This is a genomic window from Oceanobacillus sp. FSL W7-1281 (assembly GCF_037969835.1).
In the GTDB taxonomy this organism is placed as follows: Bacteria; Bacillota; Bacilli; order Bacillales; family Amphibacillaceae; genus Oceanobacillus; species Oceanobacillus oncorhynchi.
This window is the reverse complement of the sequence record NZ_CP150214.1, coordinates 4,010,018-4,030,420: the sequence shown is the minus strand read 5'-3', so window position 1 is coordinate 4,030,420 and position 20,403 is coordinate 4,010,018. Positions and strand designations below refer to the sequence as shown.

14 protein-coding genes are annotated in these 20,403 nt (G+C 37.5%); 12 read left to right on the top strand and 2 right to left on the bottom strand.

Annotated elements, in window-relative coordinates; all coding sequences use genetic code 11:
- Positions 1-228 precede the first annotated feature (228 nt).
- The 7 genes from MKX55_RS19730 to MKX55_RS19700 all read left to right on the top strand — a co-directional run bounded on the left by MKX55_RS19730 (position 229) and on the right by MKX55_RS19700 (position 10,731).
- Positions 229-915 (top strand): FadR/GntR family transcriptional regulator, encoded by a 687-nt coding sequence (locus tag MKX55_RS19730; protein WP_339180021.1) that lies wholly within the window; start codon positions 229-231, stop codon positions 913-915.
- A 316-nt stretch (positions 916-1,231) separates the two neighbouring features.
- Positions 1,232-2,899, top strand: coding sequence for a thiamine pyrophosphate-dependent enzyme (locus MKX55_RS19725; RefSeq protein WP_339234364.1), 1,668 nt, complete (start codon positions 1,232-1,234; stop codon positions 2,897-2,899).
- Positions 2,900-2,956: 57 nt separating this feature from the next.
- On the top strand, positions 2,957-4,387 hold the full coding sequence (locus tag MKX55_RS19720) for an NAD-dependent succinate-semialdehyde dehydrogenase (RefSeq protein WP_339234361.1): 1,431 nt from the start codon (positions 2,957-2,959) through the stop codon (positions 4,385-4,387).
- Between the two features lie 93 nt (positions 4,388-4,480).
- Positions 4,481-6,169 (top strand): dihydroxy-acid dehydratase, encoded by a 1,689-nt coding sequence (locus MKX55_RS19715; protein WP_339234358.1) that lies wholly within the window; start codon positions 4,481-4,483, stop codon positions 6,167-6,169.
- Positions 6,170-6,874: 705 nt separating this feature from the next.
- Complete coding sequence (locus MKX55_RS19710) at positions 6,875-8,200, top strand: gluconate:H+ symporter (protein WP_339234355.1); 1,326 nt, start codon at positions 6,875-6,877, stop codon at positions 8,198-8,200.
- Between the two features lie 173 nt (positions 8,201-8,373).
- A complete protein-coding gene (gene gudD, locus MKX55_RS19705) occupies positions 8,374-9,702 on the top strand; it encodes a glucarate dehydratase (RefSeq protein ID WP_339180012.1) in 1,329 nt (442 codons plus the stop codon).
- 342 nt (positions 9,703-10,044) lie between these two features.
- Positions 10,045-10,731, top strand: a complete 687-nt coding sequence (locus tag MKX55_RS19700) for a FadR/GntR family transcriptional regulator (RefSeq protein WP_339234352.1) — start codon at positions 10,045-10,047, stop codon at positions 10,729-10,731.
- 174 nt (positions 10,732-10,905) lie between these two features.
- Here the strand turns inward: MKX55_RS19700 and MKX55_RS19695 are convergent, their stop codons facing one another.
- Together MKX55_RS19695 and MKX55_RS19690 are read right to left on the bottom strand one after the other, a co-directional pair.
- Entirely contained in the window at positions 10,906-11,526 is a 621-nt protein-coding gene (locus MKX55_RS19695; RefSeq protein ID WP_339234350.1) for a class D sortase, read from the bottom strand.
- Positions 11,527-11,587: 61 nt separating this feature from the next.
- Positions 11,588-12,097 carry an excalibur calcium-binding domain-containing protein gene (locus MKX55_RS19690; RefSeq protein WP_339234347.1) on the bottom strand — a complete coding sequence of 170 codons (510 nt, stop codon included), beginning with the start codon at positions 12,095-12,097 and terminating at the stop codon, positions 11,588-11,590.
- A 644-nt stretch (positions 12,098-12,741) separates the two neighbouring features.
- Here MKX55_RS19690 and MKX55_RS19685 point away from each other — a divergent pair.
- From MKX55_RS19685 to MKX55_RS19665, 5 genes are all read left to right on the top strand, one after another.
- A complete protein-coding gene (locus tag MKX55_RS19685) occupies positions 12,742-13,527 on the top strand; it encodes a hypothetical protein (protein WP_339234345.1) in 786 nt (261 codons plus the stop codon).
- Positions 13,528-13,784: 257 nt separating this feature from the next.
- The gene (locus MKX55_RS19680) at positions 13,785-15,197 is read left to right on the top strand and encodes a glycoside hydrolase family 1 protein (protein ID WP_339179989.1); all 1,413 of its coding nucleotides are present in this window, start codon (positions 13,785-13,787) and stop codon (positions 15,195-15,197) included.
- 538 nt (positions 15,198-15,735) lie between these two features.
- Positions 15,736-17,133: a PTS transporter subunit EIIC gene (locus tag MKX55_RS19675; protein ID WP_339234342.1), complete on the top strand. Its 1,398-nt coding sequence runs from the start codon at positions 15,736-15,738 to the stop codon at positions 17,131-17,133.
- Between the two features lie 108 nt (positions 17,134-17,241).
- The gene (locus MKX55_RS19670; RefSeq protein ID WP_339234339.1) at positions 17,242-18,690 is read left to right on the top strand and encodes a M81 family metallopeptidase; all 1,449 of its coding nucleotides are present in this window, start codon (positions 17,242-17,244) and stop codon (positions 18,688-18,690) included.
- Positions 18,691-18,816: 126 nt separating this feature from the next.
- The gene (locus MKX55_RS19665) at positions 18,817-20,226 is read left to right on the top strand and encodes an aminopeptidase P family protein (protein ID WP_339179982.1); all 1,410 of its coding nucleotides are present in this window, start codon (positions 18,817-18,819) and stop codon (positions 20,224-20,226) included.
- The last annotated feature ends 177 nt before the right edge of the window (positions 20,227-20,403 follow it).

Sequence of the window (20,403 nt, the reverse complement as noted above, 5' to 3'; positions counted from 1 at the left end):
ATACAACTGTGATATAGGAGAAAGGTTTACATGATATCTTCTTTGGAAAATTATTGAAATTGACAAACTTATGTATTTGTCATACAATTACGAGCGATAATTATGATAATAAACCTTGATGTAATTTATCCGCAGTTTATTTACATAATTTACTAAATAATCAAATGAGTTATATAGCATGTGATTTTTTTAACATACTGATTGCTAAGTACAAGGAGAGTGAAGGTAATGGAAGCATTTAAAACAGGAACAATACAAAGAAATACATTATCACAACAAGTGTTAAACCAAATTATTTCCATGTTGATGGATGGGCAGCTTCATCCGGGAGATAAGCTGCCGTCTGAATTAAAATTAATGGATGATTTTGATGTAAGTCGCCCTGTATTAAGAGAGGCACTTAGTTCTTTAGAAACATTAGAAATTGTCAAAAGAAGACCGCGTGGAGGAACGTATATCAATGAAAAAGTAGGAAATAGTCCTTTTAGAGCAATGTTAGCATTAACAATTAATAATGTGTCAGCTGTTATTGAAGCAAGAATGTCCTTAGAATTAGGGCTGGTTACTCTAGCAGCAGAAAAAATAACTGATGAACAATTAGATCTGTTAAAGAAGATAAACAGAGATATTGAAAAAAGCGTGAATAATGATTATGGGGCGTTAGATATCGAATTTCATAGAATTATTGCCCAGAGCGCAAATAATCCAGTAGTAGAAGGAATGATCGACTCATTACTAATTGCGCATGAAAAAACTGATAGCTTGATACCCTTCCGTGAGCGAAAGATAACAGTTGAATATCACGAAGCGATTTACAGGGCTTTAAAAAAGAAAGATCCGATTATGGCGTTTACAGAAATGTATCAACATCTTCGTTATGTACGAGAAAAAATTATGTCTAGAATAGATGTATAACTTTTTACATGAAAATTCTACTTTCTAAAAGATTTAAGCTGGTGCTAGATGACTTCCGCATTAACATGGGAGTCATCTATTTGTGTGGTTATGGGTTTTCACTAAATAAAATAAATCATTGATGAAATAATAATCAGAAGATTAAATATTGATTATTGACAAACAATTATTAATGTCTTACAATTAAAAACAAATCATTAAGAGTTCATATTGCAACCTTCAAATATTACTAATCAGGAGGAGGCAGTACATGGAGTTAATATTAGAAAAGATTTTTATGTGATGAATTAAAAATAATAGCAAAGGTGGAAAAGAAATGACACAAGTTAGTCAGAGCGATACTAAAGTAAAAAAAAGAACTGGTGGTCAAGCGATTGTTGATGTTTTGAAAAAAGAAGGTATAACGAAAGTTTTTGGCGTTCCTGGAGAAAGTTATTTGAATGTACTTGATGCTTTTTACGAAGAAAATGAAATCGATTTCATTTCTGCGAGACAAGAGGGCGGCGCCTCATTTATGGCTGAAGGTTATGCGAAAGCTGCAGGTGATGTAGGTGTTTGTACAGCAACAAGAGGTCCGGGTGCAACGAATTTGTCGATTGGGCTACATACTGCGCAGCAAGATTCTACTCCTCTTGTAGCATTGATTGGACAGGTTGAACGTCCGTATAGAGGCCGTGAAGCATTTCAAGAAGTAGATTTTGTTTCATTCTTTAAAGATTTATGTAAATGGACAGTAGAAATCGATGATGCTGACCGTATCCCGGAAATTCTGCACCGTGCTTTTCATGTAGCACGTTCAGGAAGGCCTGGACCAGTGCTGGTTTCATTGCCAGAGGATATGCAAGATGACATTGTAACTAGAGATACACATGAACCAATAAAGGTAACTACGATTCGTCCTGATGTAGATGCAGTACAAGAAGCTGCTGAAGAACTAAAAAATGCTGAAAAACCAGTTATTATTGCTGGCGGAGGCGTAATTCTATCAGAAGCTACTCAAGAGCTTGTTGCATTAGCAGAAGCAATGCAAATTCCCGTAGCTACAGCGTTCAGACGCTTCCATGCATTCCCGAATTCGCATCCAAATTATATTGGTGCATTAGGGTTGGGAGCTAGAAAGTCTCTGAGTGAATATATTCAAGATAGTGATCTTGTTTTAGCGCTTGGAACTAAATTCTCGCAAATGACAACAGATGATTATTCTTTAATAAATGAACAAAATAGCCGTTTGATTCATGTAGATATTTCACCAGATACTTTGGGGAGAGTTTATACACCGTCATTACCTATTGTTTCCGATGTAAAGGAATTTTTAAAAGAGCTTCTTAACATGATTAAACCGGAAGAGAATGTGGAGCGTCAAAAGAAAGTAACAGAAGCAAACGAAAAGTATACACAATTTTCAACACCTGAATTAACGGATAATAAAGAATACGCAAATATGAAATCAGTTATCCATTATATTCAAAATGAACTGCCAAAGAATACGGTTATTACAAGTGACGCAGGTAACTTCTTTTCGTGGATTTCCCGTTATTTCAAATATGATGAAGGAGGTACGTATTTTGGACCTACATCAGGAGCGATGGGTTACGGGATGCCGTCGGCTATTGGAGTAAAAGTAGCTCATCCAGATAAAACAGTCATTTCTATTTCAGGTGACGGCGGATTTATGATGACTCCGCAAGAATTTGAAACAGCTGTACGCTATGATGTTCCTATCATCTCTATTGTTGTAAATAATAATATGTTTGGAACTATCCATACGCATCAGGAAGCGAAATTCCCTGGACGAGTAGTGGGAACAAAACTGACAAATCCCAACTTCGCAGAATATGCAATTAATTTTGGTGGACATGGTGAAAGAGTTGAAAAGAATGAAGATATTGCAAGCGCATTTGAAAGAGCGATTGCATCTGGACTTCCAGCATTGATCGAAGTAATGACTGACCCAACAATTTTATCAGCAAATCAAGAAAAATAATCTAATCAACCAAATAATTTTCTGCATAGGGTGCAGGAATAGAAAAGAGGAGATAAGATGCTTTATATAAATGGGACATGGGAAACTTCAGAAGATAATTTAGAAGTGACTAGTCCAACTACCGGTCAACTTCTTGGAACAGTCGCAAAAGGAGGAGAACATGAAACGAAGCTCGCAATTGATGCTGCGAAAAAAGCTTTACCTGCTTGGTCTAAACGAACTGCAAAAGAAAGATATGATTTTTTAAATCGGGTTGCTGAAATTTTACGTTCTAGAACGGATGAGATTGCTGAAGTGATTACAACGGAAATGGGGAAACCTGTGCAAGAGTCAAAAGCGGAGATTAGTTTAGCAATCGATTATTTAGAATGGTTTGCAGAAGAAGGAAGACGAATTTATGGAGAAACCATTCCTGCATCGTCTCCAAGTAAACGTTTATCGGTTACCCGCCAACCGATTGGAGTTGTTGGAGCGATTACGCCATGGAATTTCCCAATTGCAATGATTACAAGGAAGATAGCTCCAGCCATGGCTGCAGGGTGTACTGTTGTATTGAAACCAGCTTCTTCCACGCCTCTTACAGCTGTAGAAGTCATTAAGGCCTGTCATGATGCAGGAGTTCCGAAGGGGGTAGTGAATTTACTCCATGGATCTGCAAGTAAGATCACAAAAGCTTTAATGGATTCTCCTGATGTTCGTAAAATTACATTTACTGGTTCTACTGAAGTAGGAAAACAGCTAGTAAGACAATCTGCAGATACGATGAAAAAGCTGTCACTCGAGCTTGGAGGACATGCACCATTTATTGTATTTGAAGATGCTAATCTAGAGCAAGCTGCAGAAGCTTTGATTGCAAGTAAATTTAGAAACGCGGGTCAAACTTGTGTTTGTACCAATCGTGTTTATGTCCATGAAAGTATTGTAAAGCCTTTTTCTGAATTGTTTGCAGAAAAAATAAGGAAATTAATAGTCGGTGATGGACTGAAGAAAGGGGTTACAATTGGACCATTAATCGATAATAATGCAGTCGATAAAGTAGAAAAACAGGTGCAGGATGCAACAGAAAAAGGAGCAGAAGTATTAGTCGGCGGGAATCGGCTTGTCGATGGAGAATACGCAAAAGGGAACTTTTTTGAACCAACACTTTTAGTAAACGCAACACATGATATGAAGATATCATACGAAGAAACATTTGGACCTATTGCTCCTATCTTTTCGTTTACAACAGAAGAAGAAGCGATAGAGCGGGCGAACAGTGGTGAATACGGTCTTGCTTCTTATATATTTACGAAGGATGCTTCTAGAATTGTAAGAGTCAGCGAAGCTTTGGAATATGGGATTGTAGGCATAAATGATCCCATGCCAACTGTTGCCCAAGCTCCGTTTGGCGGAGTGAAGGAATCAGGTGTCGGTCGAGAAGGCGGCAGACAGGGAATTGAAGATTATTTGGAATACAAATATCTTTCTTTCCAATTAGATGAACAATAACTGTGATAGTGAGTACATGCTAAGCTCGGGATTCAAACCTGTACGGCAGTGCTTGCATCCTAAGATGATAATTAAATGGGAGGAGAGATGACGATGAAGAAATCAAATGCATCGTATGGTGATGAAGCGTTTAGTGAGTTTTTGAAAATGGCTTTTAGAAGGCATTTGGGGCATGACGAGGAAGATTATGAAAAACCAGTTATTGGAATAAGCAATACATTTAGTGAAGTAAACCGGTGCCACTCCCATATACAGCCGATGGTAGAAGCTATTAAACAAGGAGTTATTATGGAAGGCGGCACTCCTTTGGAATTTCCGATCATGTCAGTAGGGGAGATGTTTACAAGCCCAACAACGATGTTATATCGGAATTTAGTTGCAATGGATACGGAAGAGATGATTACCGCACAACCAATTGATGGAACTGTTTTGATTGGCGGCTGTGACAAAATGGCGCCAGCCCAATTGATGGGGGCAGCAAGCGCTGATAAGCCTGCTATTTTATTTACGGGCGGACCAATGAATAATGGAAAATATAAAGGAAAAACTTTGGGAGCCTGCTCTGACTGCCGTTTTTACTGGCAGGAATATAAAGCAGGGACGGTAGATGAAAAAGAAATCAATGAAATCAATAAACAGCTGGCTCCAACTGCTGGACATTGTATGGTGATGGGATCGGCAAGTACAATTGCTGCCTGCTCCGAAGCTTTAGGTATGATGCTTCCAGGGGGAGCGGCTGTACCTGCAACAGTTAATGAACGTATGCATATGGCAAGAGAAACTGGCCGGGAAATTGTTAGGCTAGTGAAAAAAGACATGAAACCGTCAGACATTATGACGAAGGAAGCATTTGAGAATGCAATCAGAGTATTGATGGCTATTGGCGGTTCTACAAATACGGTCATTCATCTGACAGCAATGGCAAAAAGACTGGGCATTACATTGAATTTAGATCAATTTGAAAAAATAAGTAAAGAAACACCTTTTATTGCTAATATGAGACCAGCTGGTAAGTACCAAATGGAGGATTTATACCATGCTGGCGGGATACCTGCCGTTTTAAAAGAATTAGAGCCGCTGTTAAATGTGAATGAAATGACGGTGACTGGAAGAACAATGAAAGAGAACCTATCTTCTGTAACTATTGAAGAGGTGTATCGCGATATAATTAAACCATTGGATGATCCGTTGCATGCAGATGGAGGAATTGCTGTTTTAAGAGGTAATTTATCACCAAATGGATCAATCATTAAACCAAAGGCAGTCATCGATAAAACATTGATGAAGCATAAAGGAGAAGCTGTTGTATTTACTTCGTTAGAAGATATGGAAGCGAGAATAAATGATCCGGATTTAGAAGTTACAAAAGATAGTGTACTTGTTCTCCAAAATGCTGGTCCTGTTGGAGCGCCAGGAATGCCTGAAGCAGGAATGATTCCGATACCTGGAAAATTATTAAAACAAGGTGTTCGTGATATGGTTCGTTTATCGGATTGCCGAATGAGTGGTACAGCTTTTGGAACCGTTATTCTACACGTGGCACCGGAAGCAGCTATAGGTGGGCCAATTGGATTGATAGAAGATGGCGATATAATAGAGCTGGATATTGAAAATCGCATTTTGAATCTGGATGTTTCAGATGAAGTGCTTGAAAAACGTAAACAAGGTTGGCAGAAACCTGAGTTTGATGATGAAAGAGGTTATAAATGGCTCTATCGTAAACATGTCTTGCAAGCAGATGAAGGTTGTGATTTCGATTTTATGTTGCCGGTAAAATCCTGATAAAGTCCTTTTAATACCCTGCTTGAAAGGTTGAATAGGCTGATAGTTAAGATATAGCAGAACCGTTATTATAGCGATGTATGGATAACCGTTACATGTTAATTATGAATGAGTTTTTAAGTTTTACACGTTTCGAGTCAGACTGGGGCAAAAGGTAATATTAGATTCAAAAGAACAATCAACAAATAAAGCAAAGTATATTTCTAAAGTGTGTAGCTATACAATATATGGCTTGAAATTACTTGGTATAAACACTTTTGTCCTCAGTCCGTATTTATTTAAAAAGATATATGAATTCCTCCCAAAACAATACTATTGTATGTATAATAGATAAAATTTAATATCTCTTTTATGTATGCGGTTTCGAGTATTTTTAGGATTACTGATTTTTTAAATGCCGAAGAGATTACATTTTTAATGAAAGGTTTAACTTAATACCTTTTCTGCATTTTAAGAAAGAATGAATAAAGATGTACGAATTATTACATATTTTGTTGGAGTATAAAATTTGTTTTTTTAGATGTCATATTACAATCTACTAATTTGTAAATATACTAGGTGTTCAATTAATAGAATGATAACTAGAGCTTTAAAACAAACCAATTACATAGGCGATTCGTTTGAGCATCATGAGCATGAAATTAGCAAATAAATGTACTGCAACATGATATAGAATCAATTTATCTTTGTAAGGAGTGTCAAAAATTGCCTTTGTTAATTGTTGCGTTAGGTGTTGTGTTTCTTTTGATTTTAATGATTCCATTAAAGTTTAATGGGTTTATAGCATTAATCTTAGTAGCCATACTAGTTGGACTATTAGAAGGAATGCCATTAAATACTGTAATGGAATCTATTTCAGATGGAATTGGGGGACAGCTGAATGACCTTATTCTAATACTTGGGTTTGGAGCAATGCTGGGTAAAGTTATGGCAGATAGTGGTGCTGCTCAGCGGATATCCAATACTTTAATTGGTAAGCTAGGAATCAAGCGCGTGCAGGTAGCGATGCTGATTGTATCGTTTATCCTTGGTGTTACCATGTTTTACGAAGTAGCTTTTGTTTTATTAATTCCTTTAGTTTTCACTATTGTTCGTCAAACAAATTTGAACTTACTTTATGTTGGATTAACGATGTCAATCGGTTTATCAACAACACATAGTTTTTTACCGCCACATCCTGGTCCGGCAGCAGTAGTCGGGGTATTTGATGCAAGTATGGGGTTAACCCTCCTGTATGGCCTTATTATAGCTATTCCAGTAGGAGCATTGATTGCTTTATTATGGCCAAGATTAAGTATCGTAAAAAAGATGAATCCATCGATTCCTGAAGGACTAATAAGTACAAAAGAATTTAAAGAAGAAGAAATGCCGAGTTTTAGTGCAAGTGTTATATCAGCGCTTATCCCTGTTTTTTTAATGGCAGTATTAGGGGCTGCTGAAATTGCTTTACCAGAAGGCCATCCTTTTTTGAATGTTATGATGTTCTTTGGATCAGCACCAATTGCATTATTAATTGCGTTATTGCTTTCTTTTTATGTCCTGGGGATAAGAATTGGCCGTTCATTAGAAGATGTCATGCAATCATGTGTTGATAGTGTTAAACCAATGGCAATCATTATATTGGTCATTGGAGCTGGAGGAGCCTTTAAACAGATACTTGTAGATAGCGGTGTTGCTGATTATATTCAATCACTAACAGATGGTTGGGCAATTTCCCCCATATTACTTGCATGGTTGATTGCTGTTATTATGCGTACTGCTCTAGGATCAGCTACTGTAGCTGTAATGACAGCTGCTGGTATCGTACTTCCACTTGTTGAATCTTCGGGCACAAATTTAGAAATGATGGTTCTTGCTGTTACCACTGGCAGTATTGCGTTTTCGCATGTAAATGATCCAGGTTTCTGGTTATTTAAAGAATATTTTAATCTCACAGTAGCTCAAGCAATTAAGGTTAGAACGACGTATACCACTGCATTATCCATATTGGGACTGATTGGCGTATATATTTTGAATATGGTTATAGGTTAGTCTTTTCTGAAAACAGGATTGTAAATAAATGAAACCCAAATTTTTAGGAATATGAAGGACAATCAGCTTTCTAGAAAGAAGGTCTTGCAGATTGCTTATGTATAAATGTATTTCGACATATAGCTGGCAAAGTATTTTTTTAAAATAAATAATATAAAGGGAGATTGATAATCATGAATACACCAACTGTTACACAAATGGAAGTATACCCAGTAGCTGGAAAAGATAGTATGCTATTGAATTTAAGCGGTGCACATGCGCCATACTTTACTAGAAATATAATCATTATTGAAGATTCAAGTGGTCAAAAAGGAATTGGAGAAGTGCCGGGCGGGGAAAAAATACGTCAAACATTGGAAGACTCAAAACAATTAATTATAGGAGAAACTATTGGTAATTATAAAGCTGTACTGAATAAAGTTCGAAGCACATATGCCGATCGGGATAATAGCGGCAGGGGTGCACAAACTTTTGATTTAAGAACAACAATTCATGCTGTGACAGCAGTAGAAGCTGCATTTTTAGATTTATTAGGCAAGCATTTAAATGTACCTGTTGCAGCACTTCTTGGTGACGGTCAACAGCGTGATGAAGTGGAGACACTTGGATATTTATTTTATATTGGCGATCGAAATAAAACAGATTTACCTTACGAATCTGGAGACAATGCTCAGAATGATTGGTACCGGCTGCGCCATGAAGAAGCATTGACACCTGAAGCAATTGTGCGATTAGCGGAAGCTTCTTATGAATTATATGGATTTAAAGACTTTAAATTAAAAGGTGGAGTATTATCAGGAAGCGAGGAAATAGAAGCTATTAAAGCTTTAAAAAATCGTTTCCCTGATGCTCGTATTACACTGGATCCTAATGGAGCATGGTCACTTGATGAAGCTATTTCATTGTGTAAGGATATGCATGGAATTTTAACATACGCAGAAGACCCGTGCGGCGCTGAAAATGGATATTCCGGAAGAGAAGTGATGGCAGAATTTCGAAAAGCTACAGAGCTGCCAACAGCTACAAATATGGTTGCAACAGATTGGAGACAGTTAGGACATGCATTGCAATTAGACAGTGTTTCAATCCCGTTAGCTGATCCGCATTTTTGGACAATGGAAGGATCAGTAAGAGTTGCACAGTTATGTAATGAATTTGGTTTAACATGGGGTTCACATTCAAATAACCATTTAGATATTTCTCTTGCGATGTTTACTCATGTAGCTGCTGCTGCGCCAGGGAATATTACTGCGATTGATACGCATTGGATTTGGCAAGAAGGGATTGAACGTTTAACGAAAGATCCTTTCAAAATAGAGGGAGGTAAAATTGCTGTTCCGAATAAACCAGGACTTGGAGTAGAAATTGATATGGAGCAAGTGTGGAAAGCTAATGAAATTTATCATAAAGAAGCGTTGGGTGCAAGAGATGACGCAAAAGCGATGAAGTACTTAGTTTCTGGGTGGGAATTTGATAACAAGCGTCCATGCCTTGTGCGATAAGTGTATCCTGAAAATTTAAAAAAATTTTTTATAGGTGCATTGGAATAAAAATTTAACAAAATGCAGGTTTCATTAAATACCAAAATCAGCTGTTGAATATTGCTGATTTTGGTATTTTTGTATGCTTACAAATGTTTAAGCCATAGCCGGTAGAAAACTTATTTCAATATAGTGTATAATGGCATTCAATAGTTCTATATAAAAGATATGCATTTTTATAGTAATAAATTTCAACAGAATATGGATGTTCCTTAAGAGAAGGATTATATCAGCATTCAATTTTTTGAACAATATAATGATTAGTACTGATAAATTATCTATATTAAAGAAAGGAAGATTGACTTGGTTGAATTTAATAAGAATCCGATACAAAGAAATACATTATCCAAGCAAGTTTTAGAACATATTATTTCTATGCTGATGGATGGACAACTTCACCCTGGAGATAAGCTTCCATCTGAATTAACATTAATGAATGACCTTGATGTGAGCAGACCGGTATTAAGAGAGGCGCTTAGCTCTTTGGAAACATTAGAAATTGTTAAGCGGAGGCCGCGAGGGGGGACATACATAAATGAAAAGGTTGGAAGCAGTCCCTTCAAAGCAATGTTAGCATTGTCAATCAATAATATTCCAGCTATTATCGAAGCTAGAATGACGTTAGAATTAGGGCTAGTAACAATTGCAGCAGAGAAAATTACAGAGGAGCAGCTAGAGGAGTTGAGGGGGACGATTGAAAGCATTAAAGCAAATGTAGATAACAACTATGGACAATATGATAAAAAATTTCATAGTATAATTGCTGAAAGTGCAAATAATCCTGTAGTAGAGGGTATGATTGATTCTTTATTGATGGCTCATGAAAAAACGGATAGCCTTATACCATTTCGTGAACCAGAGATAACAATTGGTTATCATACAGCGATTTATGAAGCATTAAAGAACAGAGATCCAGTTCAATCATTTAAAGAGATGTATAAACATCTTAGTTATGTCCGCGAAAAAATCTTGTCTAGGAATGATGTATAGATTTTCTTTGTATATAGAATAGAAAAAGTTATAATGACAGTTAAATGAATTACTTATACCTTACTATAGTAACTTTTCTTTTTGGCTAAGCAGATTAATTAGAATGTGTCTATCTTATTCTATTAAATTATCTCTGCCAAAAACCATACTGGGGCGGATCAGTTTTCCGCCCGTTCACTCAACAAGCGTAGCTTCTATAATATAACGATCAGGCGCATACCCGATAAAATCAAACGGATAGCATGTTGTCAGCGTCAATGTCGGCTCTTCTTTCTCGACAATCACAGTACGATCCTCTGCATCGGTAATCCATGTCTTATTAATTTCATATTCAAAGGTTTCGCCGTCGTAATGGACTTCCAATATATCCCCTTGCCCAAGCCCATCTAGACCAGTAAAGACAGTGTCACGATGCCCAGATAGTACCGTATGCCCGCCTTCGCGATTTGGAACGGTCGTCCACTCACTCACATACATCCCAACTCCTTGATTGAGGGTGCTTTCATCCGCTCCCCAATATGTTGTAAAACGTTTATTCATAGCTGGAATATCCAGCATGGCTATCTCTGAACCGGCGTCTATCTCATAATTGAGTGTGGATGGATTAACTGTCTCTTCCTCATCAATTTTTTCTGGTATATTTTTTTCCGGTATATTAATAGCTGCTGCCTCAACCGCTTCTGACTTCTCTGGTATTTCCTGAACCGATTGCGTTGCTTGAAAGTAATTCCAGCCGCTGTAAACAACAACAAGAAAGCCAACCGCAATCAAGAGCAGCGATAATTTACGAATCATTTGTTTATCCCCCTTACATGAGAGAAAGGCAGACGATTGAATCGCCTGCCTATCTAACATTTTATTGACGCTTGCGCAAACCAAGTCCGCCAAGAATCATAGCACCTAATCCACCTAGGATACCAAGTGGTAAAGCTGTTGCGGTATTCGGCAGCTCGCCGCCTTCTTCATCAGAGGAAGCAGATTCATCTTTTGTAGTTTCATCATCGGATGATGCAGCTTCTTCTGTAGACGTAGTATCTTCAGATGATGTTTCTTCTTCAGGTGCAGCAGCATCTTCAGAGGAAGTAGATTCATCAGCAGATGTGTCCTCAGAAACTTCTTCTGATTCGTTTGCATCGTCATTGCTGGCAGTAGAGTCGCCTTGAGGCAAGTTCTCACAAGCAATTCCATCTTTATCTCGGTCCAATCCATCCGGATCACTCGGATCGGCATCTAAATGTGCCTGAGCTTCTGGCTGCGTATCAAAATCAGAACAATTCAGATTGTCTGCAGCAAAAACCGATGGTGTTGTACCGAACATAAAAAGAACCGCAAGAAAAGCAACTAGCGTTAAACGTTTCCCTTTCATTTTGTTACCCCCTATATGTATTTTTTAGCAGTAGTTATAAAATGATTCTATTTTTATAATAGTTTCTATCAAAAAATAACTACTATAACTAATGTAACATAATAGTAACGCTTTTGTAAAATATTCTTAATTTAATGAAATAATAAACTATCAGTTTATTAATAAAGTAATAACTATCTAGCTTATTTGTCCTTTTTAACAAACCCAAATAAATCTTCCATAATAATTTTGGTGCCGATAGAAATGACCTCGGGAAATGAGTGAAGAAAAAATCTTTTGAATGGTATATAATAAATTAACAAAAGCTGGAACAATATCTTGAATTGATATGTATTGTTCCAGTTTTTTTAGCGTAATGGAAGCAGATAAAAAGCCAATGTAATTCTTAATTTAGTAACGAAATCTCTTTTTATTTTCAAATTTCGGATTCCACACCGTATAATAGAATTTATAGAAATAAAAACATATCCTAAATAGAGTTTTTTACCAATAATTAATGGGCCCAAATCTTCTTTTTATGAACAAGAGAAGTTTTCACTCAAGCTCCTTCTTTGGGTACGTTAATAACTATATTAAACTCCAGTATGTTATTTTCAATAACAAAATCAGCAACATTATTATATGGTAAGTGACGGTGAGTAAAAATGAAAATAAATAATTTAGGTTTATTAAATTCCTTGTCTTTCATCATCAACTCAGAAAATCCAGAAAATACCGATTATACATTGGCTCATTTTATTTTGAATAACTTATATCGTATTTCTTCCGTCAGCATATTGGAAATGACGGAGGAATGTTTTACATCCAGATCTGCAGTGAGAAGGTTTTGTTTAAGGTTAGGATATGATAATTTCAGTTCATTGAAGAACTCCATTTCCAAGCTTGTTTTTCCCAGTGATTTAAGACATCGGGACATAAAAGCAGAGCCTGACTATCGCATTCATATAAAAAATCTAGTTGATGAAATGATTACTGACATTGACGAACAAATAACAGACGAGGATATCAATTATCTTTGTGAGTTAATCAATCAGGATGTAAATGTAGTGATTCTGTGCGCAAACAATACGAGTGGCAATGCATTAAGATTTCAACAAGAATTGATGTTTGCCTCGAAAGTGATTCATGTTATTTCTGGCTCATTCACCACGAATGAAATTCTGAAATTACTTCATGAAGAAGATGTCATTATTACCATCTCTGCATCTGGTAAATTTGCGGAGCTGTCATTAGAATTTGTTCAGAGTTTAAAAGGACATAAATTTCTAATAACGGGAAATAAAGCGGAGAAATTGAAGAATAGCTATGATAAAACTTTTTATATTAGCAAGGATGGTTTCTCAGCTGATTATTTAGGGATTTATGGAAAGTACGGAATTACTTATCTTCTTGATTTATTATCGATGCAGTATTTGTCATTGTATACATGACTATGCTGTTTGTTTTCATAAGCCTTCATAAAAATAACTTTGTAAATCCGTTTAGCACATTTACAGCTTGTTTAAATTGCTGGATAAAAAGGATATCATGTCAAAGCCTTGCTCTATGGAGCGGGCTTTTTGTTTTCCATATCGGTAACCATGGCAATTTTACAATGGTTCAAATTCTGAACTACTCCGTTTTTTTGAAAGTGCTAACATTGGATTTAGATGAAGGTTATTCATCATTATTGCAGGGAGGTATTTAAATGAATCAAGTACATGACAAGTTTCTATGGGGTTCTGCTACAGCAGCATATCAATGTGAAGGAGCCTGGGATGAAGATGGAAAAGGTCTGGGTGAATGGGATGTCTTTAACCACAACAGTTCTTTAAATATTAATCAGGTAGATGGGGATATCGCTTCTGATTTTTACCACAAATATAAAGAAGATATCGACCTGATGGCAGCGGGTAACCAAAACACCTATCGATTTTCTATCTCATGGGCGAGAATTATTCCACAAGGTGTTGGCGAAGTAAATCAAAAAGGAATTGATTTTTATAATCATGTCATTGATTATTGTCTGGAAAAAGGGATTACTCCGAATGCGACGTTGTTTCACTATGATTTGCCATATGAATTGTCTCAAATTGGCGGTTGGGAAAATAGAGAAATTATCGATGCTTTTGATGCGTACGCGAAAGTTTGTTTTGAAAATTTCGGAGATCGGGTGAAGATTTGGTCTACGGTAAATGAACCAAGGTATTATGCTTATTGCAGTTATGTGGTCGGTAACTACCCGCCAAACTACAAGCTGGATTTTAATCGTTTCTGGAATGTTCTCTACAATCTGATGTTAGGCAGTGCTAAGGCCGTTGATACTTACCGGAAATTAGGCATGGATGGCCGAATCGGTATTGTTCATGATAACGGGAATGTTGAATTGGATCCTGCAACAAAAGAAAAAGATGCAGTAAGGTTAAGAGCGGACGTCTTTTATAATCGCATGGTTCTGGATACAAGTGTATTTGGGAAGCTTCCAGAAGAGTTAGGTGAAGTGCTTCAGGATTGGGGAGTTGACCCAAGCTTCGTCTATCAAGAGGACGTTCCTGATTTTGCGAAAGGTAAAGTAGATTATATTGGCTTGAACGTCTATAACCGTCAATATGTAACCGATTATTCTGAAGGTGAAACAGAAGTGTTCCATAATAACAGAGGGAAAGGATCTAATTCAAAAGAAGGGATACGCATTAAACATGTCTTTGAAAGCTCCTTTGATCCTCATGTTAAAAGAAACCTCTGGGGAAGAGAAGTTTATCCTAAATGTATGTATAATGCTTTGATGGAAATCAAAGAAAAGTACGGGGATATTTTAGTATATATTGCGGAAAATGGACACGGACAATATGAAACACCTGATGAGAATGGATATGTAAATGATGATAACCGAATCGAGCTATGTGGAGATTTTATTCATTACATGTTAAAAGCACGCGAGGAAGGCGTGAATGTACAGGGTTACTATATGTGGTCCACGATGGATTTATACAGCTGGATCAATGGCTATGAAAAAAGATATGGGCTTGTCCGGATCGATTTTGAGAATGATACGAAGCGGATACCGAAAGCAAGCTACTATTGGTATAAAAATCTAATTGCGGAAAACAGAGATATCTAAAAACAGTTATTTGTTTGCTGATGGATGATGGAAAGAAATAGAGTTTGGCGGGCATGAAAGTGAAGGGGTAAAACCTGTCCATTTGTTTCTAGTGTGATGATTCGTGTCCGCTTAAGCTCTTTTCCAAACGGAATGGTATAGTCTATATAGTGAAATAAATGAAAATAACAGAAATAAAATTGTTGTCCTTGATAAATCGCATGGTGATTATAAAGCCGACTTAGATGTGCTTAACTATGTAAGCGGTATTTTATAGACAGGTAAAAGTAAACAAGGGAATCGATGTTATGGGTTTGGCTGCTCCGCTGTCGAATTCCCATCTTAACCTAAAATAGCTGCACACCCAGAAGAATCGATTTTATTTATAAAAGGTTTGATTGTGAAAATGTTAACATATTAATTTGTTCAGACGTCAATAGAACTCAAATTTTGTTTTAGTACCACATTGTTGGATTTATCTCGGAGAATCGTCCGTAAAACTCCCGCTGAGTGAAATTTTGTTTTATTAATAAGCAGGCAGAAATGGAGGGAATAAAAAATGAAATATGTTGAGATGTCAAAACAAGTATTGGAGCACGTTGGCGGCGTGGATAACTTAAATTATGTTGAACACTGCGCCACTAGACTTCGTTTACATTATAATAACGAGAAACTGATAAACGAGGAAGCGTTAAAAGGGATTGAAAATACGCTAGGTGTCATCAAGAAAGCCGGCCAAGTGCAGATTATCATCGGGCCTAATGTTAATGAAGCATATAATGATTTCTTAGAGGTGTCGGGGTGGAAAGAGGGACAAAATAACGAAGCAGGTTCTACAAAAGAAGCGGAAGAACCGCAAAAAATGAGTTTTATGAACTATTTAAACAAATTTGGTAATTTCATGGCTGCCGTATTTATGCCTATTGTTCCAGCACTGATTGCTGGCGGAATCATTCTTGCCGTTAAAAATCTATTAATCAACTATTTTGGTTTAGACATGGAATCTGGCACTGCAGTCATTATCGATGCTATTTTTAATGCAACATTTACCTTTTTACCAGTGTATCTAGGATTTACAATGGCGAGACGTTTAAAAATGGAACCTATTTTGGGAGCAGTATTGGGAGCGTTGCTTGTCAGCTCGAATATTAGCGGTCAAGAAGGGCTAAGTTTTTTAGGAGTCGGGATTCCAGCGGTGGACTATAGCACTAGCGTATTACCAGTTATGCTTGGTGTTGGGCTTATGTATTTCGTGGACAAATTCTTTAAGAAGGTTATTCCTGAAATCGTCATCTATTTTTTGAAACCGCTATTAACGATGATTGTTGTTGTACCAATAACATTAATCGTGTTAGGGCCTATCGGAACCCTTTTAAGTGACTATGTAGGTTCAGGGATTACCACGTTAATGAGCACAATCGGCGGACTGGCGATGCCGGTATTTGCTGTGGCTTATCCTTATATGGTTATGTTTGGATTAGATAAAGCGATTATGCCAATCGGGTTTAACAGTGTTGCAACGATTGGATATGACCCTGCAATTATGGTTATGGGATTCATCTCCAACCTGTGCATTGGCGGAAGTGCTTTAGCAGCAGCTACTTCCATCAAAAATGATAAAGCGAAGAAGGGTATGATTGTTTCTTCTGGTGTAACCGCGCTTTGCGGGGTTACAGAACCTGCTTTCTATGGTGCTTTGATTACGCGGCCTAAAATACTGATAGGCACTGCAATTGGAGCTGCAAGTGCTGGTTTGGTTGCTGGTATATTTGGATTGAAAAGCTATATTATGGGTGGAACCCCAGGGTTATTTACTGCGATGTTCTTCATTGATAATCAAGGAGGATTAGGGAATTTATTTTTAGCGGCAATCGTAGGAATTGTTGGGGTGGTTGTCTCCTATATTTCCTGCAGGATTATTATTTCAAGAACGAAATCAACAGAGAAGGCTGAATAAAATAAAGATTTTTCATTGGAGATAAAAAGATTTACTGAATATATCCGGGCCTTGAAAGGCTGGAAGGAACGGATATATTTCTTAAAAAAAGTTGATGAGGTGAAATCGATGAAAGTTTTGATTGCACGATTTATTCTTGAATCGAATGCCAATATTCCGTATAAAAGTAATTTAGAGGATTTTGATCTCTTATTTGGAGAGGATTGCATTCGGGAAATGAAATGTAAAGATGTGTTTGCTAAAAAAGGTGTGGAGATAATTCCTTCCATTTATGCCGATGCATCAGCTGGCGGCGTTTTAGAAAAAACGGCATTTGATTATATTGAAAAGAGAATCTTGGAAGATATTAAAAAGCATCTTCATGAAATTGATGGGATTTTTCTTCACTTACACGGGGCTAGTGAAGTAGAAGATTTGGAAGGCGGGTCTGGGGATCATCATATTATGAAGATGATTCGCAAGCTGACAGGCCCTTATTTGCCAATTGCGGTAGTAAGTGATCCGCATGGTAATCTGTCTAAAGCGTATGTAGAAAGTACCACACTGATTCGCAGTTATCGCGAATCTCCACATACAGATATTAAAGAAACAATTGAATTTATTTGTGAAAAGCTCGTTGATTTGTTGGAGCAACGTCAAAATATCACCCCAGTATATCGTAAATTACCAATGATTTTAGGCGGAGAACAAAGCGTCTCCGCAGATGAACCAGTAAAATCGATTAATCAATATATGGAGGAATTAGAAGCAGATCCAAGAATATTAAGCTGTTCCTGGCATGTTGGGTATATTCGTCATGACTGTGATGTTGCAGGGTGTGGAATTGTTGTTATTCCTTCAACAGAGGCTGATCAGGAATATGCAGATCAAATTGCGGATCAGTTGGCGGAATATGTATGGAATAAACGTTATGAATTCCATTATACTGGCTTAACTGCACAGCCGGAGGAAGCAATGAAAATGGCATTAGCGTGCGAAGGAAAGCCAGTGTTCATTACGGATTCAGGAGATAATGTAACATCGGGATCGGTAGGGAGCAATACCTTTATTTTACGTCAGGTATTACATCTTGATGAAGGTCATAACAAACGGTTTTTATTTGCAAGTATTCATGACGCAGAAACCTTAGATAAGCTGAAAAGCTATGAAGCGGGAGAGGAAACAAGCATTTCTTTGGGAATGGATATAGACGAATTATCCGCAAATGTAAATTTAGATGTTGTTATTAAAGCGAAGGGATATTTAGCCGGCTATGCTTATGTGAGAGAGGGGAACTTTGGTGATTGTATAACCATCAGCGTCAAGGATAAACCGATAGATATCGTTGTTTCAGGAAATAACCATCCGTTTGTTGAAATTGAGCAGTTTCATGCGGCTGGTCTCGATTATAGAGACTATGATATTATCATTGTTAAACAGGGATATATTTTCCCAGAATTAAAAAAAGAGGGGAAATTAAATATCATGTCATTAACGCAAGGGGCGACGCTGCAGGACACAGCAAAACTTCCATTCAAGCGCATTATGCGTCCCATGTTTCCTATTGATGACATTTAGAAAGCGCAAGAATGATAGTACACATTGCTCAGAAACAAGGTAATGCACAGGATTAGAATAAATGCATGTTCCTCTGATTAATAAACCCAATCAAATAAAAACATGCATACATTGGAGGCAAGTTAAATGGAAAAACAATATAATTCTAAAAATGCACAATTAATAGAAATGGATGCTCCCGCTCCAGATTGCACAGGGACTCCAATATTGCTGGATGATACAACGATGGAGCAACGAAGAGAAAAGGTATTAGAAGAGATGCGTCACGATGGATTGGATGCGCTGCTGGTTTACGCGGATGTGGAACATGGCGGGAACTTTGAATATTTAGTTGGTTTTATTCCCAGATTTGAAGAGGCTTTATTCGTTCTGCATGCTAATGGAGATGCTTTTCTGGTCTTGGGAAATGAAAACTATAATAAAGTGCAATATTCGAGAATTCCAGCAAAAGGAATTCATTGTCCGCATTTTTCCTTGCCTAATCAGCCGATGGAGCCTCACAGTACGATTTTAAGTATTCTTCAGGAAGCCGGAATCAAGGATGCAATGAAAATTGGCATGGCTGGATGGAAGCATTTTACCAGCCAGGTAGAGGATAACCGGACTTTATTTGATGCTCCTTCTTTTATTGTAGATACGGTTCGGGAAATGGTCGGGGAGGAAGGTTCTATCACCAACCACACAGATATCTTCATTGGCGGGGATCGCGGCGTGCGCAGGGTGAATAATGCGAATGAAATGGCTCATTATGAATTTGGGGCGTCCCTGGCAGCAGATTGTGTCTTGCGTGCGATAGACAAGCTGGAGGTTGGCATTTCTGAAATGGAATTAGGTAATGAACTCCATGCTTATGGTCAAAAAAATAATGTCGTAACGATTGCTTCAACTGGTAAACGGTTTGAAAACGGTAATTTGTATCCAACTTCTAAAAAGGTGACGTTAGGGGATGCCATCTCTTTAACCGTAGGATATAAAGGCGGGCTCTCGAGCAGAGCAGGATATGCTGTCAAGAACAGCGAGGATTTACCGGAGAGTAAAAAGCATTATATAGAGGAACTGGCAGCTCCGTACTATACTGCAATTACAGCTTGGCTGGAGAATATCCAAGTTGGAATGCCTGGCGGGGAGATGTATAAGCTGATGAATCAAGTCTTGCCGCAGGAAGAATATCACTGGGGACTATGTCCAGGGCATCTGACGGCGGATGAAGAGTGGTTAGCTTCGCCAATCTATGAGCATTCAGAGGAAGTTATCAAAAGCGGAATGATTTTTCAAACAGATATTATCCCGCGTGTTGCTGGATACGACGGTGTTTCAGCGGAAAGTACGGTAGCCATCGCGGACGACGCGTTAAAGAAGGAGATTAGAGATCATTATCCGGCACTTTGGGAGCGGATGATGAAAAGAAAAGCATATATAAAAGAGACGCTTGGCATCCAATTAAGCGAGGATGTATTACCTTTATGCAGTATGGTTGCTTATTTGCGGCCGTATCTGTTGGATAAGAAGCTTGCGTTCTATTATGATCATGACTGATGAAGTTGAATCATTGCGTCGGAATTTTTTTGTGAAATATTTACAGCAGCAACGTGGAGCGAGTTTTAAGTATTAGAAAGAAAGGTAAAAAGAAAACAAACGATGTGGAGCCTTATGCTCTGAGTATTAAGAGATATGAAAATTTATTCTTTCTCAAAAAAGAAATGAAATAAAATA

Bases quoted from the DNA above. Each gene is read 5' to 3' on its own strand.
- MKX55_RS19730 (WP_339180021.1), top strand. From the start codon at position 229: ATGGAAGCATTTAAAACAGGAACAATACAAAGAAATACATTATCACAA.
- MKX55_RS19725 (WP_339234364.1), top strand. From the start codon at position 1,232: ATGACACAAGTTAGTCAGAGCGATACTAAAGTAAAAAAAAGAACTGGT.
- MKX55_RS19720 (WP_339234361.1), top strand. From the start codon at position 2,957: ATGCTTTATATAAATGGGACATGGGAAACTTCAGAAGATAATTTAGAA.
- MKX55_RS19715 (WP_339234358.1), top strand. From the start codon at position 4,481: ATGAAGAAATCAAATGCATCGTATGGTGATGAAGCGTTTAGTGAGTTT.
- gudD (WP_339180012.1), top strand. From the start codon at position 8,374: ATGAATACACCAACTGTTACACAAATGGAAGTATACCCAGTAGCTGGA.
- MKX55_RS19695 (WP_339234350.1), bottom strand. From the start codon at position 11,526: ATGATTCGTAAATTATCGCTGCTCTTGATTGCGGTTGGCTTTCTTGTT.
- MKX55_RS19690 (WP_339234347.1), bottom strand. From the start codon at position 12,097: ATGAAAGGGAAACGTTTAACGCTAGTTGCTTTTCTTGCGGTTCTTTTT.
- MKX55_RS19685 (WP_339234345.1), top strand. From the start codon at position 12,742: ATGAAAATAAATAATTTAGGTTTATTAAATTCCTTGTCTTTCATCATC.
- MKX55_RS19680 (WP_339179989.1), top strand. From the start codon at position 13,785: ATGAATCAAGTACATGACAAGTTTCTATGGGGTTCTGCTACAGCAGCA.
- MKX55_RS19675 (WP_339234342.1), top strand. From the start codon at position 15,736: ATGAAATATGTTGAGATGTCAAAACAAGTATTGGAGCACGTTGGCGGC.
- MKX55_RS19670 (WP_339234339.1), top strand. From the start codon at position 17,242: ATGAAAGTTTTGATTGCACGATTTATTCTTGAATCGAATGCCAATATT.
- MKX55_RS19665 (WP_339179982.1), top strand. From the start codon at position 18,817: ATGGAAAAACAATATAATTCTAAAAATGCACAATTAATAGAAATGGAT.